Source organism: Chryseobacterium sp. MDT2-18, from assembly GCF_030815285.1.
Classification (GTDB): Bacteria; Bacteroidota; Bacteroidia; order Flavobacteriales; family Weeksellaceae; genus Kaistella; species Kaistella salivictor.
Genome location: NZ_JAUSWQ010000002.1, coordinates 57591 through 73079, shown reverse-complemented (window position 1 = coordinate 73079; position 15489 = coordinate 57591). Strand labels below are relative to the sequence as shown.

Here is a 15489-nt window from a genome sequence, read left to right as displayed (position 1 = left end):
CTTAAAATAAAATGGCACATAAGAAAGGAGTTGGTAGTTCCAAGAATGGTAGAGAATCGCATTCCAAGAGATTGGGAGTTAAGATTTTCGGAGGACAAGAAGCTATCGCCGGTAACATCATCGTAAGACAAAGAGGTACTACTCACCACCCAGGTGAAAACGTAGGAATGGGTAAAGACCATACTTTGCACGCTTTGGTAGCAGGAAAAGTAGTTTTCAGAAAGAAACAAAACAACAGATCATTCGTATCTATTGAACCAAACGCTTAATTATAAAGTGTTTTAAAATATAAAAAGTCCCAGTCAAAAGATTGGGACTTTTTTGTGATCTGTTATTTAGAAATTATTTTCGGAATAGATTATACAACTTAAAAAGCCTAAATGCTTTTAAACAAATAGGCTTTTTTTTCACACTTCAATTTCCGCAGAAAAACCTGAACATTCTTAATTCCTTAACTAAAAACTTAATGGTAAAAATGGATTTTCAAATCCTTTCATTTAAGTTTTATCTGCGATTTACTGGCCTTTATTCAGGAAAGCATCCCAACCTTGCGCGTTCAAAGCAACCAGTTCGCCACTTCCTCTCACTACCAAATAATTTCCCTGCTCTAAATCTACTGCGTGACCGATAATCGTAAAGTCCGGATGGTTTCTTATTTTTTCGAAATCAGCCGGCGCGATTGTAAATAACAATTCGTAATCTTCGCCGCCGTTCAATGCACACATTACAGGATTTAAGTTTAATTCTTCTGCCGTAGAAACCGTTAAAGAATCCATCGGGATTTTTTCTTCGTAGATTCGGAAGCCCACTTTACTTTGATCCGATAAATGTAATGTTTCAGAAGACAAACCATCAGAAACATCAATCATAGAAGTGGGCTGGATATCCAGTTCTTTCAGTGCTTTCTTAATGTCCGTCCGCGCTTCCGGCTTGAGTTGTCTTTCGAGAATATAATCATATCCTTCCATTTCGGGCTGCATATTTGGATTGGCCAGAAATACAGAATGTTCTCTTTCCAAAATCTGCAATCCCATATAAGCGCCGCCCAGATCGCCTGTTACGACCAACAGATCATTAGGTTTTGCGCCGCTTCTTTTTATTAAGTTTTCAGAATTTTCCAGCCCAATTGCTGTAATTGTAATCACCAGTCCGGATGTAGAACTCGTGGTGTCGCCGCCGACCAAATCAACTTTGTAATGTTTGCAGGCCATATAAATTCCGGCATAGATTTCTTCCAATGCTTCCACGGGAAAGCGGCTGGAAACCGCCAGAGAAACCAGGATTTGAGTGGGCGTAGCGTTCATCGCGGCAATATCACTCAAATTGACAACAACTGCCTTGTAACCCAAATGTTTCAACGGAACATAGCCCAAGTTGAAATGAACGCCTTCGGCCAAAACATCAGTGGTTACGACTACTTTTTTACCGTCAGGATTGATGACTGCGCAATCGTCCCCTACAGAAACTTCTGTGGAAGGATTTTCAAAACTAAAGTTTTCGGTAAGATGTTTTATGAGCCCAAATTCTCCATATTTGGAAATCGGAGTTAATTCAGGGTTTTTATCTTCTAACATTATATTTATAGATTTAATGAGGTTTTAGAAATTATTGCTCGTTCTGTTGCTCTTTATCTTTTTTCCAGATAAAGGTATTTCTTTTATGAAAAGGCTCTACATTTTCCGGTTTGAAAGGCAAATCTTTTAAGTCCTGTCTTGTCAAAGTTTTTACGTGTTCGCTTTTGAATTCATTCATCACTTCCAGCACGTCATCGGGTGGCGTTGTCGATTTTCTCAACATCGTATCAATCCAGACTCCTGTGGCTTCAGCTGTTGCACAATGCGTTCCGTCGGGTAGATAAAACTTGTGAACAAATTGGTAAATACTTGCATCGTCAGACATTCCGGCGATTTCCAAGGAAACAAACACCGTTTGATCCGCATAGATTTCTTTAAAAAAAGAATACCGCTCATGCAAAATTACAGGTCCAATTCCCCATCGGGTCAATTCTTTCAAGCCCATTTTATGCGAATTCATGAACGCCATTCTGGTTTGCGCACAATACATGACGTAAGAAGAATTTGCCAAGTGACGGTTCGCGTCGATATCGCTCCAGCGAACTTCGAATTTATAATGATAATCAGACATTTTTACTTTTTTTTAATTTGGGATCCCGTCCTTAAAAGGCGAGAGAGAGGGCGCAGATTTCGCCTCCATTTAAGCATAATTTATAATTAACAAAAATAAGCATTAATGATGGTTTAGAAAAATGGTATTTTTGCAACTCATCAGTAAAAGCCGGTAAAAAACGTTTCTTATCCCCAAATTCAATTGACTTATTCCTTCCATTATGACAAAAAAGAAAATCATCATTATCGGCGGCGGCGCAGCAGGATTTTTCTGTGCAGCGAATCTCGACGAAACCCAGTTTGATGTAATCATCCTCGAACAAAATTCTGATGTTTTGCAAAAAGTGAAGATTTCCGGTGGCGGAAGATGCAATGTTTCGCATGCCTGTTTCGATCCAAAAGAACTGGTACAGTTTTACCCGAGAGGAAATAAAGAACTGTTAAGTGTCTTTCATAAATTTCAACCAGGCGATACGATGGAATGGTTTGAACAACGAAATGCTTCGTTAAAGATTGAAAATGACAACAGAATTTTTCCTGAAAGCAATTCATCGCAAACGGTTATCGATACCTTAGTGGACGAAGTTTCCCATAAAAATTTTCAGATTCATTCGAAATCGGTGGTTTTGGAAATTGCACAGAAAGAAAATCAATATTTAATCACAACCAGCACCAATAGCTATCTTGCTGATTTTGTTATTTATACAACCGGAAGTTCTCCGAAGTCTTTAAAAATGATTCAGAAGCTCGGTCATAAAATTGTAGAGCCGGTTCCGTCTTTATTTACTTTTAATATTAAAAATGAAACATTGAAAGATTTAATGGGAACGAGTTTTCCTCATGCAGAAGTCGCTATTCCCCAATTAAAAATGGATGAATCCGGCCCGATGTTAATTACTCATTGGGGACTTTCCGGTCCGGCCATTTTAAAACTTTCGGCGTGGAAGGCGCGAGAACTTGCCAATTTAAAATATCAGTTTGAAATCGTTGTCAATTTTTTAGGAATCGATTTAGAATCTGCCGGGGAAACTTTTAAAAACTTTCGCCAGGAACATCCTAAAAAAACCGTTGGAAGTTCGAAAATATTTGATATTACCACCCGTTTTTGGCATCGTATTCTTTGGTTGTCGAAAGTAGATTTAGATAAAAATATTTCTAACATTTCTGGGCAGGAACTGCTGAAAATCCTGCAAAATCTTTGTGAGAATAAAATGAAAGTCAATGGAAAGTCAACATACAAAGATGAATTCGTGACAGCAGGTGGAATTGATTTAAAAGAAATCGATTTTAAAACCATGAAATCTAAACTGCTTCCTCACTTTTATATCGCCGGAGAAGTTTTAAATATCGATGCAGTTACCGGCGGATTTAACTTTCAGGCGTGCTGGAGTGAGGCTTGGCTGATCGCCCAAGATTTAAACTCCCAGCCATTTTAAAATCGGATAAAATCAGGTGTCTGTAAACATTAATTTTATTAAATTTGAACAAATTAAAATATAGAATGAAAAACATATTTGCTTTTGTCTTATTTCTTATCATGTTGACTTCCTGCCAAACCCGCGTGGTAAGTATGCAGAAGCCGCTGAAAAACAACTCGCTGGAACTCTACCAGAAATATACCGTTCAAACGAATGACGCCAAAGTGATTAAACTTGAAGTTTTAAAATTAGACGATGAAAATATCTACGGAAAATTAAAATCCGGCGAAGATGTTATTATAAAAAAGAGCGATGTTCGCGAAGCTAAAAAATTGGATTTATTTTCTTCGATAGCGCTTGCGGTAGCTGCGATTGTGGCCGTTATTATTGTACCGATCTAACCGGTAAATTAATAGATAAAAAAGGAGTGAATTTAATTGGTTCACTCCTTTTTTTTTCATTAAGCTTTCAGCGCATTGATCTCATCTCTCAATTTGGCCGCTTTGATAAAGTCCAAATTCTTGGCGGCGGCTTCCATGGCTTTTTGTTTTTCCGCCACTAATTTTCCGATGTCATCGCTGCCGTATTTCGCTTTCTGTTCAGCAACCTCCTGCAAAATTTGTTTTTGGGTATATTTTTCATCGGGAAAATCTTTACTTCTTCCCACCAAAATCTCGGATATTTTTTTATTCAAAGCAGTCGGAACCTGGCCGTGCTTTTCATTGTATTCAATTTGTTTGCGCCTTCTATAAAGCGTTTCGTCGATGGTTGCCTGCATTGATTTCGTCATCTTATCTGCGTACAGAATCGCCTTTCCGTTTAGATTTCTGGCGGCTCTTCCGACGGTTTGCGTCATTGATCTTCTGGAACGAAGCATGCCTTCTTTATCGGCATCTAAAATAGCAACCAAAGAAACTTCCGGTAAATCCAAACCTTCTCTTAATAAATTGACGCCCACCAAAACATCAAACAAACCAACACGCAGATCCTGCATAATCTGAATACGGTCCAAAGTTTCCACATCCGAGTGAATATATCTCGTTCTGATGCCGAACTTGGTGAAATACTTGGTTAATTCCTCTGCCATTTTTTTGGTCAACGTTGTAACCAAAGTCCGCTCGTCAACTTCCGCCCGTTTTTGAATTTCTTCCATCAAATCATCAATTTGATTTAAAGAAGGCCGGATTTCAATCACAGGATCGAGCAATCCGGTCGGACGGATAATTTGTTCAATATATTCTCCGCCACTTTTTTCAAGTTCATAATCGGCAGGCGTTGCAGAAACGTAAATCACCTGATTCTGAATTGCTTCAAATTCTTCAAATTTCAACGGACGGTTATCCATCGCCGCCGGAAGACGGAAGCCGTGCTCCACCAAAACTTCTTTTCGACTCCGGTCGCCGCCATACATCGCATGAACCTGCGGAATCGTAACGTGGCTTTCATCGATTACCATTAAATAATCTTTAGGAAAATAATCCAACAGGCAGAATGGTCTGGACCCCGGTAATCTGCCGTCAAAATAGCGGGAATAATTCTCGATTCCGCTGCAGTAACCTAATTCCTTCATCATTTCTAAATCGAGTTCTGTGCGCTCCTGCAGGCGTTTTGCTTCGTACGGTTTTTCGATATCATTAAAGAAATCCACCTGTTTTACCATGTCATCCTGGATTTCCCGAATGGCACTTACTTGCGTTTCTTTCGAGGTTACAAAAAGGTTTGCAGGATAGATTTGGATCTCATCGAAATTGTCCATTACATTTCCGGACAGGGGATCAAAACTTTGAATAGTCTCGATCTCGTCACCGAAAAACTGAATCCGTATTGCATTATCCGCATACGCCGGAAATACATCGACAACGTCACCTTTCACCCGGAATGTTCCGCGTGTAAATTCATTTAGGGTTCTGGCGTATAATGCATTAACTAAAGAATGCAGAAGATTGGTTCTTGTAATTTTCTGATTTTTCTCAATTGAAATAAGCGATTTATGAAATTCAGCCGGGTTTCCAATACCGTAAATACAGGAGACGGAAGCGACAATGATAACGTCTCTTCTACCGGAAAGCAAACTCGCTGTCGCAGAAAGCCGTAGTTTTTCTACTTCTTCATTGATGGATAAATCTTTTTCAATATAGGTATTGGTGGAAGCAATAAATGCTTCCGGCTGGTAATAATCGTAATAGGAAACAAAATATTCCACGGCATTATCCGGGAAAAACTCTTTGAATTCTACAAATAATTGAGCAGCCAACGTTTTGTTATGCGCAAGCACCAATGTGGGTTTCTGCGTATTGTTTACTACATTGGCAATGGTGAAGGTTTTCCCGGAACCGGTAACTCCTAGAAGGGTTTGGTATTTCTCACCGATTTCCAGACCTTCAGTCAGTTTTTTGATGGCAGTTGGCTGATCGCCTGTAGGTTTATATTCCGATTGAAGTTTAAATTCCATGGTGCAAAAATACGGAAAAGAAAGGAAGCAATACTTATTTTACATTTTTAGAATTTCGGCATGTGAGCTAATTCTGATGAGATGAATTTGCTTATTTCCTCATCAAACTGCAGCCAAATCAAAGCAAATCTGGAAGAATATGACATTCCCAGTGATTTTTATAATTGCCTTTCAATGGATGAGGTTTCATTTTTTCTGGAATCCCGTTCGTCCCGTCATTCATTAAATATTGGAAACCTTTTTGGGTTTCATCCAATTTTTTGGATCTCTTTTTATTTTTTTGAAATCTTTTTTAAACTGCGTCGTAAATTTTATTTTTAACATACTCATTCAGTAAATCTTTCATTAAATCATCAACATCAGAATATGCTTTTCCAGAACTATTTTTATCATTTCTCCCGTTTCTTCTATCGCCGCGACGGTTTCTTCATTCGGTTCGAAATATTCTGAACTTTCGAACAAAAGAGTTTCGATATAATTATTTACACTGCGGTTTTCTTCTTTTGCTTTTTTTTGCAAATGGGCGTATAAATTCTTACTTAATCTTATCGATGTTAATTTCTTTTCTTTTATCATAATTGTATTTTTATGTATTTGAATTGTAATACATAAAAACACTAACCAAATTTTTCACATAATAAAAGGAGCAAATTAACTTCGCTCCTTTTTCAATTATTTATTTTGCAAACTGCATTGTTAAAGGAAGTTTAAATCTGTATTTTACCGCCTTCCCGTCTTCTGTCGCTGGAGTCCAGATATGTTCCGCACTAATTAATTTTACCACTCTTTCTGCTTCGCGATTGAATAACTCGTTTGACCCTTCTGCAACAATGTCAGTCATTTTTCCATTTTCATCGATGTTCGTATAAATTGTTGTTTTCTGTATGCCGATTTCTCCTTTGAATATAAAAGTATCAAAATTACTCTGAATTAAGGTTCTAAAAGCATTAATGCCATCCGGAAATTGTGGTAGAATTCCTTTAAATTTACTTGGTGCCGAAACTGGAGCGGCTGCATCTTGAGATTGTGTTTTTTTAATAGTGTCCTTTTTCATTTCATATTCTTTTCTGACTTCATCAAAAGCTTGTATCAATTTTTTTTCTGTAACTGTAGCATTTTCTTCTGTTATTGGAATTGCAACATCGTGCTTTTCAGTTTGAAGAGGATCGGGTTGTACTAAGAATTGGGTGTCAGTTTTTGCATCGACTTTCTTTGCAAAAAGAACAAATAAAACGGCGAGCATCGGGAGAAGAATAATTCTCTTCAACCCCACAAATTTGGAATTTTTAGAAGTCATCATAATAAATCGTTTTTTAGTGTTATTAAAATTAAATTGTTGTGTTAGATTATAATTTTGTGAAACTGTGATTTCTTTTAAAATTAAATGCTGATAATTTTGAAGATCATAATTGTTTTGTAAAACATATTGGTCGGCTAAAAATTCATGGTTGGTCATCATCGCTTTTTTGTAAAAGAACAATGCGGGATTGAACCATGAGCATATTTTTAAAAACTCCACAAACAGAATATCAATGCTGTGCTTTTCAATCACATGGCATTTTTCATGTAAAAATATTCTTTCATCAATTTGCTGATCAACTAGATATTTTCTGCTTAAATAAATAGTTTCAAGAAAACTGAAAGGCGCATAATTTTGATTGATAATGAGTATTTTCTGATTTTTATAGTTTCGCTTTTCACCTTTTAACAATAAAAGTCGAAAGATTGAGTAAATGAATTTCATCAAAAAGAAAAGGGAAATAACCAAGTAACCAATCAGCAAAAATTGAATCCAATTAACTTCCGTTGCAGGATCATTTACTGTAGAAGGCTGAAATTCTAAAACAGCATCACCGATTAATAAATTTGGTTTTCCAATAGTTTTAAAAGGAGAGTTGAATGGTATAAACGGAATAATATAGGCGAAGATTAAAGTTGACAGAAGAAAAATTCGGTTGAATTTAAATGTTCGCTCTTTTTCTAAAAACAAGTGATAGAAAACAATTAGTAAACCAGAAGAAATCAATATTTTAAAAATTAGGGTCTCCATTTTTTACTCTTTTATTTGATGATCGATAATATCCCGAAGGTCTTTCAGTTGGTCTTGGGAAAGTTTTTTACTACTGGCGAAAAAAGAGGCAAACTGGGAAACTGAACTGTTGAAAAAACGATCAATCATAACATTCATCTCGTGATTGAAATAGGTTTCCTTATCTACTTTCGGGAAATACTCTCTAGAATTACCAAAGATTTTGTAACCCACTAAATTTTTAGTTTGCATTCTTTTTAAAAGTGTTGCAATGGTTGTAGATGCGGGTTTTGGTTCAGGATATATTTCTAAAATATCTTTCATGAATGCCGCTTTCTGCTCCCATAATATATCCATGATCTGCTTTTCTGCTTCCGTTAACTTCTGTTTCATTTCTACAAGTTTATATTCTATTCTACAAATGTAGAATAATATTTTAATTCATCAAACTTTTTCCAAATAATTTAATGATTATTAACCTAGAACATTTTTTGTAACTTTAAAAAACAATTAAATACGCTTTATTATGAAACATCTAATCATTAAAAGTTATGCAGTTTTAATGCTTCTACAAATAACATCCTGCAATGGAAATTCGAAAAGGAATTCTATTGTAAATGATACAATAACTCAAAATAGAACACTCCAAAATCCCGAAACGGCAAAAAAGAATTCTCCGGGATATCGACCGGCTTTTGCGGGACAAACCAGAACTGCAGGCGTGAAAACTTCAACTCCCTTCCAGGTCGAAATCATTAATAAAGATTTAGGAAAGCCCTGGGGAATAACTAATCTTCCAGACGGCAGATTCTTAATTACAGAAAAATCAGGTTTTATGAATATTGTTTCCGCAGATGGAAAAACTACTGCTAAAGTTGAAGGTTTTCCTGCTGTTGATTCAAGAGGGCAAGGCGGTTTATTGGATGTCGCTCTTGATCCCGATTTTAAAATTAACAGAATGATTTACTGGACGTTTTCTGAACCGGCTGCCGGAGGAAATCACACTGCTGTCGCAAAAGGAAAACTTTCTGCTGATGAAAAAATGATTGAAAAAGCAGATGTTATTTTTAGAGCAACCCCAACCTACGATGGAAAACTGCATTACGGCAGCCGCCTGGTTTTTGATAAAGACGGGAATCTTTTCGTGAGCACCGGCGAACGTTCAGATTTGGCAACAAGACCTTTAGCCCAAAATACCATGGCTTATTTAGGCAAAATTTTAAAAATCACAAAAGACGGAAAACCCGCACCGAGAAATCCATTTGTTGGAAATCCAAAATATCAACCTGAAATCTATTCTTATGGCCACCGGAATCCGCAAGGTTTAGCTTTGGATCAAAATGGACAGCTTTGGGAATCAGAAATGGGACCGAAAGGAGGTGACGAAGTCAATCTGATTCGACCCGGAAAAAATTACGGCTGGGGAGATGTCACCTACGGAATCGAATACAGCGGCAAAAAAGTGGGCGCCGGAATTCAGCAGAAACCGGGAACGGAACAGCCCGCTTATTATTGGGATCCATCGGTATCCATGAGTGGAATTACCTTCTATACGGGAAATATCGGTGAGTGGAAAAATGATATGATGCTCGGCTGTTTGGGTGGCGAGAAAATTATACGGTTAGTTATAAAAAATAATAAAGTTGTGGGCGAAGAATGGCTGTTGGAAGATCAGAATGAGCGTTTTCGCGATGTGCTTAACGGACAGGACGGAAACCTCTATTCCATTACCGACAGCGGGAAACTGTACAGGATTTCAAAGAAATAAAATAAAAACGGAAAAGCCTACCTTTGCACCCGTTAAAATCTAACAAAGAAATTATGAAAAAAATATTTTTGGCTGTAATGACAACAGTTTTTGGAATGGCAAATGCACAAACGGATGCGTTCAGAGGAGCAGGTGACACGCGTTACCAAATTGGGATGAATATTCAGGATGGAGGAACAGGAGTGATGACATCGCTGGATTATGGTTTAGGCGAAAGTTTCTCGATTGGTGCACAGGCAGGATATTTATTGGGAGCTAAAGTAGCTGACGGTTTTAGCAAACCTTCTTTTGGCGACCGCTTCGACATTAAAGCCAGATTCAACGCCAATCTTGGCGGTGTTTTAGGATTGCCGCAAAATATAGATGTTTACCCGGGGCTTAATTTAGGTCTAAAAAACTTTGGAGGTCATTTAGGAGCGAGAGTTTTCTTTGATAAAGGTTTTGGCCTTTTCGCAGAAGCGCAGGTTCCTTTTGCTAAATACAACGACAATGATAAAGTGTATAAAAATTTGAACAACCAGTTTCAAATGAATGTTGGAGTATCTTTTGATCTTTCAAAAAAATAATATCGGAAGACTGATATTGCAAAAACCTCGGCTTTCGTCGAGGTTTTTCTTTAAAAATAATTTTATTCATCAGTTCACTTGGCTCTTTTTACTTTTTGCCTTGGTTCTTAACTTAGGCTTCTTCCAGTTGAGAATGTTTTTTAATTAAATTCTGCTGAACATTTGGTGGAACCAATTGGTATTCTGAAAACTTCATGGTGAATTTCGCTCTTCCTCCTGTAATGGAGCGCAAGGTAGAACCGTAATCATGAAGTTCTGCCAGAGGTACTTCTGCCAATATTTTTTGATAATGACCTTCCGAATCCATTCCTGAGATAATGGCGCGTCTGGTTTGCAAATCTCCCATGACATCGCCGGTATCTTCATCCGGACAAAGGATTTCTACGGCATACATGGGTTCCAGAAGTTGAGGATTCGCCTGATGAAACGCCTTTTTAAAAGCACCCGCAGCGGCCAGTTGGAAAGAAATATCATTGGAATCTACGCTGTGCATTTTTCCGTCATAAACAATGACCCGAATGTTTTGAGAACGGGATCCTGTCAAGGGTCCTTCGCTCATCTGCTGCATAATTCCTTTTTTAATGGCTCCGATATATCGGTTATCGATGGTACCGCCAACGATACACCAATAAAAAGCCAGTTTTCCGCCCCAGGGTAAATCTTCAATTTCTTTTTGTCGGATATTAAAGCCGGTTGGTTCATCCATTCCGTCATAGAAATTTTCAACTCTCATGTGGATTTCACCGAACTGACCGTTACCGCCAGATTGCTTTTTGTGGCGATAGTCGGCATCTGCTTTTCCGGTAATGGTTTCCCGGTAGGAAATTTTAGGTTCTGCAAAATTCATCTTCACGCCGAAATCATCCTGTAGCCGTTCTTTCACCAAATCGAGATGCAATTGGCCCTGACCGTGAAGAATCGTCTGTTTCAGTTCAGCGGACTGTTCTACTTTCAAAGTTGGATCTTCTTCCTGAATCTTATGCAAAGCCGTCACCAGTTTTTCCATATCGGCTGCGGCATCGGTGTATATTGCTTTTCTGATCCGGCTTTCCGGAAATTCCATCGGACGGACTTTTCGGTTTAAACCTTTTGTATTTAAAGTATGGTTAGAACGTGCGAATTTTAATTTCACGGTCACGCCTAAATCGCCCGCTACCAAATCATCAACAGGAATCCGGTCTTTTCCTTCAGCGACAAATAATTGCGAGATCCGTTCTGTTTCGCCATTCTCCGCATTAACCAATTCATCGCCGGGTTTTAATCTGCCACTTAATACTTTAAAATAAGAAATCATCCCAACTTGTGGTTCAGAAATCGTTTTATAAATAAAAACCGTTGTTTTATCATCAGAGTTATAAGAAACTTCGTCGCCATTTTCCAGTTTTCTGGCAGGTCTTTCAGCGGGTGAAGGAGCGATGTCATCTAAGAATCCCATCAGCCGGCCACTTCCCATATCTTTTAAACCGCTCGTTACAAATACCGGAAAGAACTGCTGTTTTGCTAAAGCCAACGTAATCCCTTTTGCTAATTCTTTTTCAGAAAGATAACCTTCTTCAAAATATTTTTCCATTAAACCTTCTTCATTTTCAGCTGCGATTTCAACCAAAGCATTGTGCATTTCGTTGACCCGGTCGATTTCACTGTCGGGAATTGGTTTTTTCTCTGGTTTTCCGCCGTCTGCAGGAAATTCGTACATCACCATTCTTAAGGCATCAATAATTGAATTGAAATTAGAGCCGGAGTTATAAGGATATTGAATGGGTAAAAGTTTGTTTCCAAATCTTTCTTTTGCCTGTTCTAAAGTTTTCTCGAAATCGGCTTTTGGATGATCCATTTGATTGATGACGAATATGGCGGGAGTCTGGTATTTCTCTACATATTCCCAAACGAGTTCGGTTCCTACTTCAACACCGTTGGCTGCATTCAGCACGATAATCGCGGTGTCTGCAACTTTTAAAGAAGATACTACTTCGCCGATAAAATCATCGAATCCCGGCGTATCAATCATGTTGATTTTGTTATTCCTCCAGTTGACGAACATTTGATGAGAAAAAAGTGTTTTTCCTTTTTCATGTTCCAAATCAGTATTGTCGCTCACCGTGTTTTGCCCTTCTACACTACCACGGCGCTTAATCGCCCCGCCTTCGTACAACATGGTTTCAATCAATGTAGTTTTGCCACTGTCGGAATGCCCGAGCAAGACCACATTTCGTAGATTTTTGGTATTAGCACTCATAATATTTGATTTTAATAATTTAAGGATAATACTAAAAAGGAAATGTCCAGCACTTGATTTTTAGGAAGATAAAGTTACGAAAGATTTAGATTGATTGTACCGAAACTTAGTTTTTAAAGAGGTGATAAATAACATGGTAAGAATTTTTTAAACAAAAAGAACGGACAAATTGCCGATCCTGTAAAAGTATAAGAAATCATTTTTTATTGGATAAAAGTTTATCATCAAGCTTCTATCCTCTCTAAATTTCTAAATTAAAATTTTTGTGTAGTAAATCAAAACAGTCGAAAGTGTCAATTTTTGGTGCTTATTCTAAATTAAAATCAATTTTATTGGCATTTAATTAATTTTTTATCGTGTTATAAGTTACTGAAAATTCGTTCGGAAGCAGGGTGATTTATCAACAACCACAATCCGAGTCACAACCCGGTTTTCCTTTCTTTTTGAATTTCCTGGAACTGAAATTTTTAGCAACGATTTTAAACAAAGAATAACCCGCTGCCAAAACAATTACAGCGATAATGACATATTGAAAAACAAGAGAATTGTCCATTATTTTAAAATTTGATAAACAATCAGCGAGGCAATATAAGCCAGACCCGACATGCCGAAAAGCTGCGCCACCGTCCATTTCCAGGATTTGGTTTCTCGATATACCACGGCCAAAGTTGAAACACACTGCATCGCAAAAGCGTAAAAGAAAAGAATCGAAATTCCTGTTGCAAAGCTATAAATTTTCTCTCCGTTTGGTTTCACGTCTGCCCGCATTTTATCGATGATTTTTCCTTCCGGTGCTTCATCATCTAAACTGTAGAGCGTCGACATAGTTCCTACAAATACTTCTCTCGCCACGAAACTTGTTAGAATCCCGACGCCCATTTTCCAGTCATAACCGAGCGGTGCGATGACCGGTTCTATTGATTTCCCCATTTTGGCGAGGTAAGACTGTTCTAATCTTACATCGGTAGCGACAAAATCTTTCTTATTTTGCGTTGGTCCGATATAAGAGAAAAACCAAATCACGATACTGAATAAGAAAATAATCTTTCCTGCACCGGTAATAAATTCCCAAACTTTACCCAGGACAATTTTAAAATCATAACCGAAAAGCGGCATTTTATAGGAAGGCAAATCCATCACTAAAAAAGATTTCGCGTTGCTTTTAATAATTTTCTTTAGAATTAAAGAGGCCATTAATGAGGTGAAAAATCCAAGAAAATACATCGCCATCAAGGCAATAGCTTTATAACTGATTCCGATAAAGAATTTGCTGGGAATAATCAGCCCGATGATGATACTGTACACCGGAAGCCTTGCCGAACACGTCATAAAAGGAGTTACCAAAATCGTGATCAACCGTTCTTTCACATTCTCGATATTCCGTGTAGACATAATTGCCGGAATGGCGCAGGCGGTTCCTGAAACCAACGGTACAATACTTTTCCCATTCAAACCAAACGGCCGCAGAAACCGATCCATCAGGAAAATAACTCTTGCCATATAACCCGAATCTTCCAACAAATAAAGGAAATAAAGCAGAATCCCAATCTGTGGTGCAAAAACCATAATGCCGCCCACTCCCGGAATAATTCCGTTTGCGATGAGCGAATTAATAGGTCCAGCAGGCAGATGTTCATTAGCAAAACCGGACAGCCAAAGGAAAAAATCTGAAATCCAGTTCATCGGATATTCTGCCAAAAAGAAAACGCTTTGAAAAATAACCAATAAAATCAGTCCGAAAATCACATATCCCCAGAATTTGTGAACCAAAACCCTGTCTAATTTTTCGGTCAATAATTCTTTGAACTGTGGTTTTTTGGAGAGTACTTTAGAAATGATCTTATCGATTTCCTGATACCGTCTGATGGTTTCCTGCGTTTGTAATCTTTTCGGAATCAAACATTTAACCTCATCATTATTCAACTGATCATGAACGGTTTCTAGCTTTCCCAAATAGGTGTCGGACGAAAGCAAAGTCCAGACTTTATATTGATTTTCTTCTTTTGTTTCTGCTAATATTTTAAAAACCAATCCTTTATGTTCGGTTGGAATATCGAAAGAAACAGTATCGGATTTGGTAAAATTTCCTTTGTGAATTTCGGTTCTTAATTCTTCAATTCCCTGATTTTCTTTGGCGTTGGCCTGTAAAACAGTAACGTTTAATTCTTTGGAAAGTTGGTCGACATCGATATTGATCCCGCGTCTTTCAGCCTGGTCGATTTGGTTAACCACCAATAAAACGGGAATTCCCAAATCCTGAATCTGCTGGAAAAGAAGCAATCCTCTTTTGATACTTAAGGCTTCTAAAATATAAACGACGCCCGAATAATTCTTTTGTTCCTCCACTAGAAACTTTGATAAAATGGCTTCATCTTCAGAGCTCGGATAAATGCTGTAGGAACCGGGTAAATCGATGACTTCTACATTTTCGCCCTGATAATCGTAATCTCCAGAATGGCTGGCCACGGTAACTCCGGCGTAGTTTCCTGTTTTTTGCTTTTTGTTACAAAGTAAATTAAAAACGGTAGATTTTCCCACATTGGGATTTCCCACCAAAAGGATTTGTTTTTTGTTTGAAGTGTTCATTCTCCGCTCGATCTAATTTGAGATTTACCGTGATTGTTTAAGATAAAGTTTCCACGATGATAAACTGCGCTTCTTCTTCGCGAAGTGCAATTCTGCTTTTTTCGTCACCAAACTCTATATACAGTGGTCCTTTGAACGGCGCCTGATACAGGATTTTGAAAACGGTTTCGGGGAGCAGACCCATTTCAATAATTTTATTGGGCATTCTGAGGTCGTCGTTTTCATAGCCCAGAATTTTCCCCGATTTATTTCTGGGAAAACAGCATAATTTATTTGATTTATCTCCTTTCAACACTAAAATTTTGATG

Annotated in this window: 16 protein-coding genes; 5 read left to right on the top strand and 11 right to left on the bottom strand. The window is 37.8% G+C overall.

Going from position 1 to position 15489, the window contains the following annotated elements:
• The first annotated feature begins 11 nt into the window (after window positions 1-11).
• Window positions 12-269 carry a 50S ribosomal protein L27 gene (rpmA, locus tag QF004_RS02240; protein WP_133439210.1) on the top strand — a complete coding sequence of 86 codons (258 nt, stop codon included), beginning with the start codon at window positions 12-14 and terminating at the stop codon, window positions 267-269.
• A gap of 246 nt (window positions 270-515) precedes the next feature.
• Here rpmA and thiL read toward each other — a convergent pair whose 3' ends face one another.
• Together thiL and QF004_RS02230 are read right to left on the bottom strand one after the other, a co-directional pair.
• Window positions 516-1574 (bottom strand): thiamine-phosphate kinase, encoded by a 1059-nt coding sequence (thiL, locus tag QF004_RS02235; protein ID WP_307422265.1) that lies wholly within the window; start codon window positions 1572-1574, stop codon window positions 516-518.
• Between the two features lie 31 nt (window positions 1575-1605).
• A complete protein-coding gene (locus tag QF004_RS02230) occupies window positions 1606-2145 on the bottom strand; it encodes a thioesterase family protein (protein ID WP_307422263.1) in 540 nt (179 codons plus the stop codon).
• Between the two features lie 202 nt (window positions 2146-2347).
• Here QF004_RS02230 and QF004_RS02225 point away from each other — a divergent pair, with 202 nt between their 5' ends.
• On the top strand, window positions 2348-3562 hold the full coding sequence (locus QF004_RS02225) for an aminoacetone oxidase family FAD-binding enzyme (RefSeq protein WP_307422262.1): 1215 nt from the start codon (window positions 2348-2350) through the stop codon (window positions 3560-3562).
• 65 nt (window positions 3563-3627) lie between these two features.
• Entirely contained in the window at window positions 3628-3945 is a 318-nt protein-coding gene (locus QF004_RS02220) for a bacteriophage spanin2 family protein (protein WP_133439213.1), read from the top strand.
• A 59-nt stretch (window positions 3946-4004) separates the two neighbouring features.
• Here QF004_RS02220 and uvrB read toward each other — a convergent pair whose 3' ends face one another.
• From uvrB to QF004_RS02195, 5 genes are all read right to left on the bottom strand, one after another.
• Window positions 4005-5996: an excinuclease ABC subunit UvrB gene (uvrB, locus tag QF004_RS02215; protein WP_307422260.1), complete on the bottom strand. Its 1992-nt coding sequence runs from the start codon at window positions 5994-5996 to the stop codon at window positions 4005-4007.
• A gap of 118 nt (window positions 5997-6114) precedes the next feature.
• Complete coding sequence (locus QF004_RS02210; protein WP_307422258.1) at window positions 6115-6252, bottom strand: type II toxin-antitoxin system YafQ family toxin; 138 nt, start codon at window positions 6250-6252, stop codon at window positions 6115-6117.
• Between the two features lie 89 nt (window positions 6253-6341).
• Window positions 6342-6572 carry a hypothetical protein gene (locus QF004_RS02205; protein WP_307422256.1) on the bottom strand — a complete coding sequence of 77 codons (231 nt, stop codon included), beginning with the start codon at window positions 6570-6572 and terminating at the stop codon, window positions 6342-6344.
• A gap of 100 nt (window positions 6573-6672) precedes the next feature.
• On the bottom strand, window positions 6673-8046 hold the full coding sequence (locus QF004_RS02200; RefSeq protein WP_307422255.1) for a M56 family metallopeptidase: 1374 nt from the start codon (window positions 8044-8046) through the stop codon (window positions 6673-6675).
• A 3-nt stretch (window positions 8047-8049) separates the two neighbouring features.
• Window positions 8050-8418, bottom strand: a complete 369-nt coding sequence (locus QF004_RS02195) for a BlaI/MecI/CopY family transcriptional regulator (RefSeq protein ID WP_307422253.1) — start codon at window positions 8416-8418, stop codon at window positions 8050-8052.
• A gap of 133 nt (window positions 8419-8551) precedes the next feature.
• On the opposite strand from QF004_RS02195, the gene QF004_RS02190 reads away from it, so the two are divergent.
• Together QF004_RS02190 and QF004_RS02185 are read left to right on the top strand one after the other, a co-directional pair.
• On the top strand, window positions 8552-9793 hold the full coding sequence (locus tag QF004_RS02190; protein WP_307422251.1) for a PQQ-dependent sugar dehydrogenase: 1242 nt from the start codon (window positions 8552-8554) through the stop codon (window positions 9791-9793).
• 53 nt (window positions 9794-9846) lie between these two features.
• Window positions 9847-10359 (top strand): DUF6646 family protein, encoded by a 513-nt coding sequence (locus QF004_RS02185; protein WP_307422249.1) that lies wholly within the window; start codon window positions 9847-9849, stop codon window positions 10357-10359.
• Window positions 10360-10471: 112 nt separating this feature from the next.
• On the opposite strand, the gene QF004_RS02180 is transcribed toward QF004_RS02185, so the two are convergent.
• From QF004_RS02180 to QF004_RS02165, 4 genes are all read right to left on the bottom strand, one after another.
• Window positions 10472-12595, bottom strand: coding sequence for a translation factor GTPase family protein (locus QF004_RS02180; RefSeq protein WP_307422247.1), 2124 nt, complete (start codon window positions 12593-12595; stop codon window positions 10472-10474).
• Window positions 12596-12995: 400 nt separating this feature from the next.
• Window positions 12996-13148 carry a hypothetical protein gene (locus tag QF004_RS02175; RefSeq protein ID WP_307422245.1) on the bottom strand — a complete coding sequence of 51 codons (153 nt, stop codon included), beginning with the start codon at window positions 13146-13148 and terminating at the stop codon, window positions 12996-12998.
• Window positions 13148-15181: a ferrous iron transport protein B gene (gene feoB, locus QF004_RS02170; protein WP_307422243.1), complete on the bottom strand. Its 2034-nt coding sequence runs from the start codon at window positions 15179-15181 to the stop codon at window positions 13148-13150. The genes QF004_RS02175 and feoB overlap by 1 nt, the downstream gene beginning before the upstream one ends.
• 37 nt (window positions 15182-15218) lie before the next feature.
• Entirely contained in the window at window positions 15219-15473 is a 255-nt protein-coding gene (locus QF004_RS02165; protein ID WP_133441057.1) for a FeoA family protein, read from the bottom strand.
• Window positions 15474-15489 lie beyond the last annotated feature (16 nt).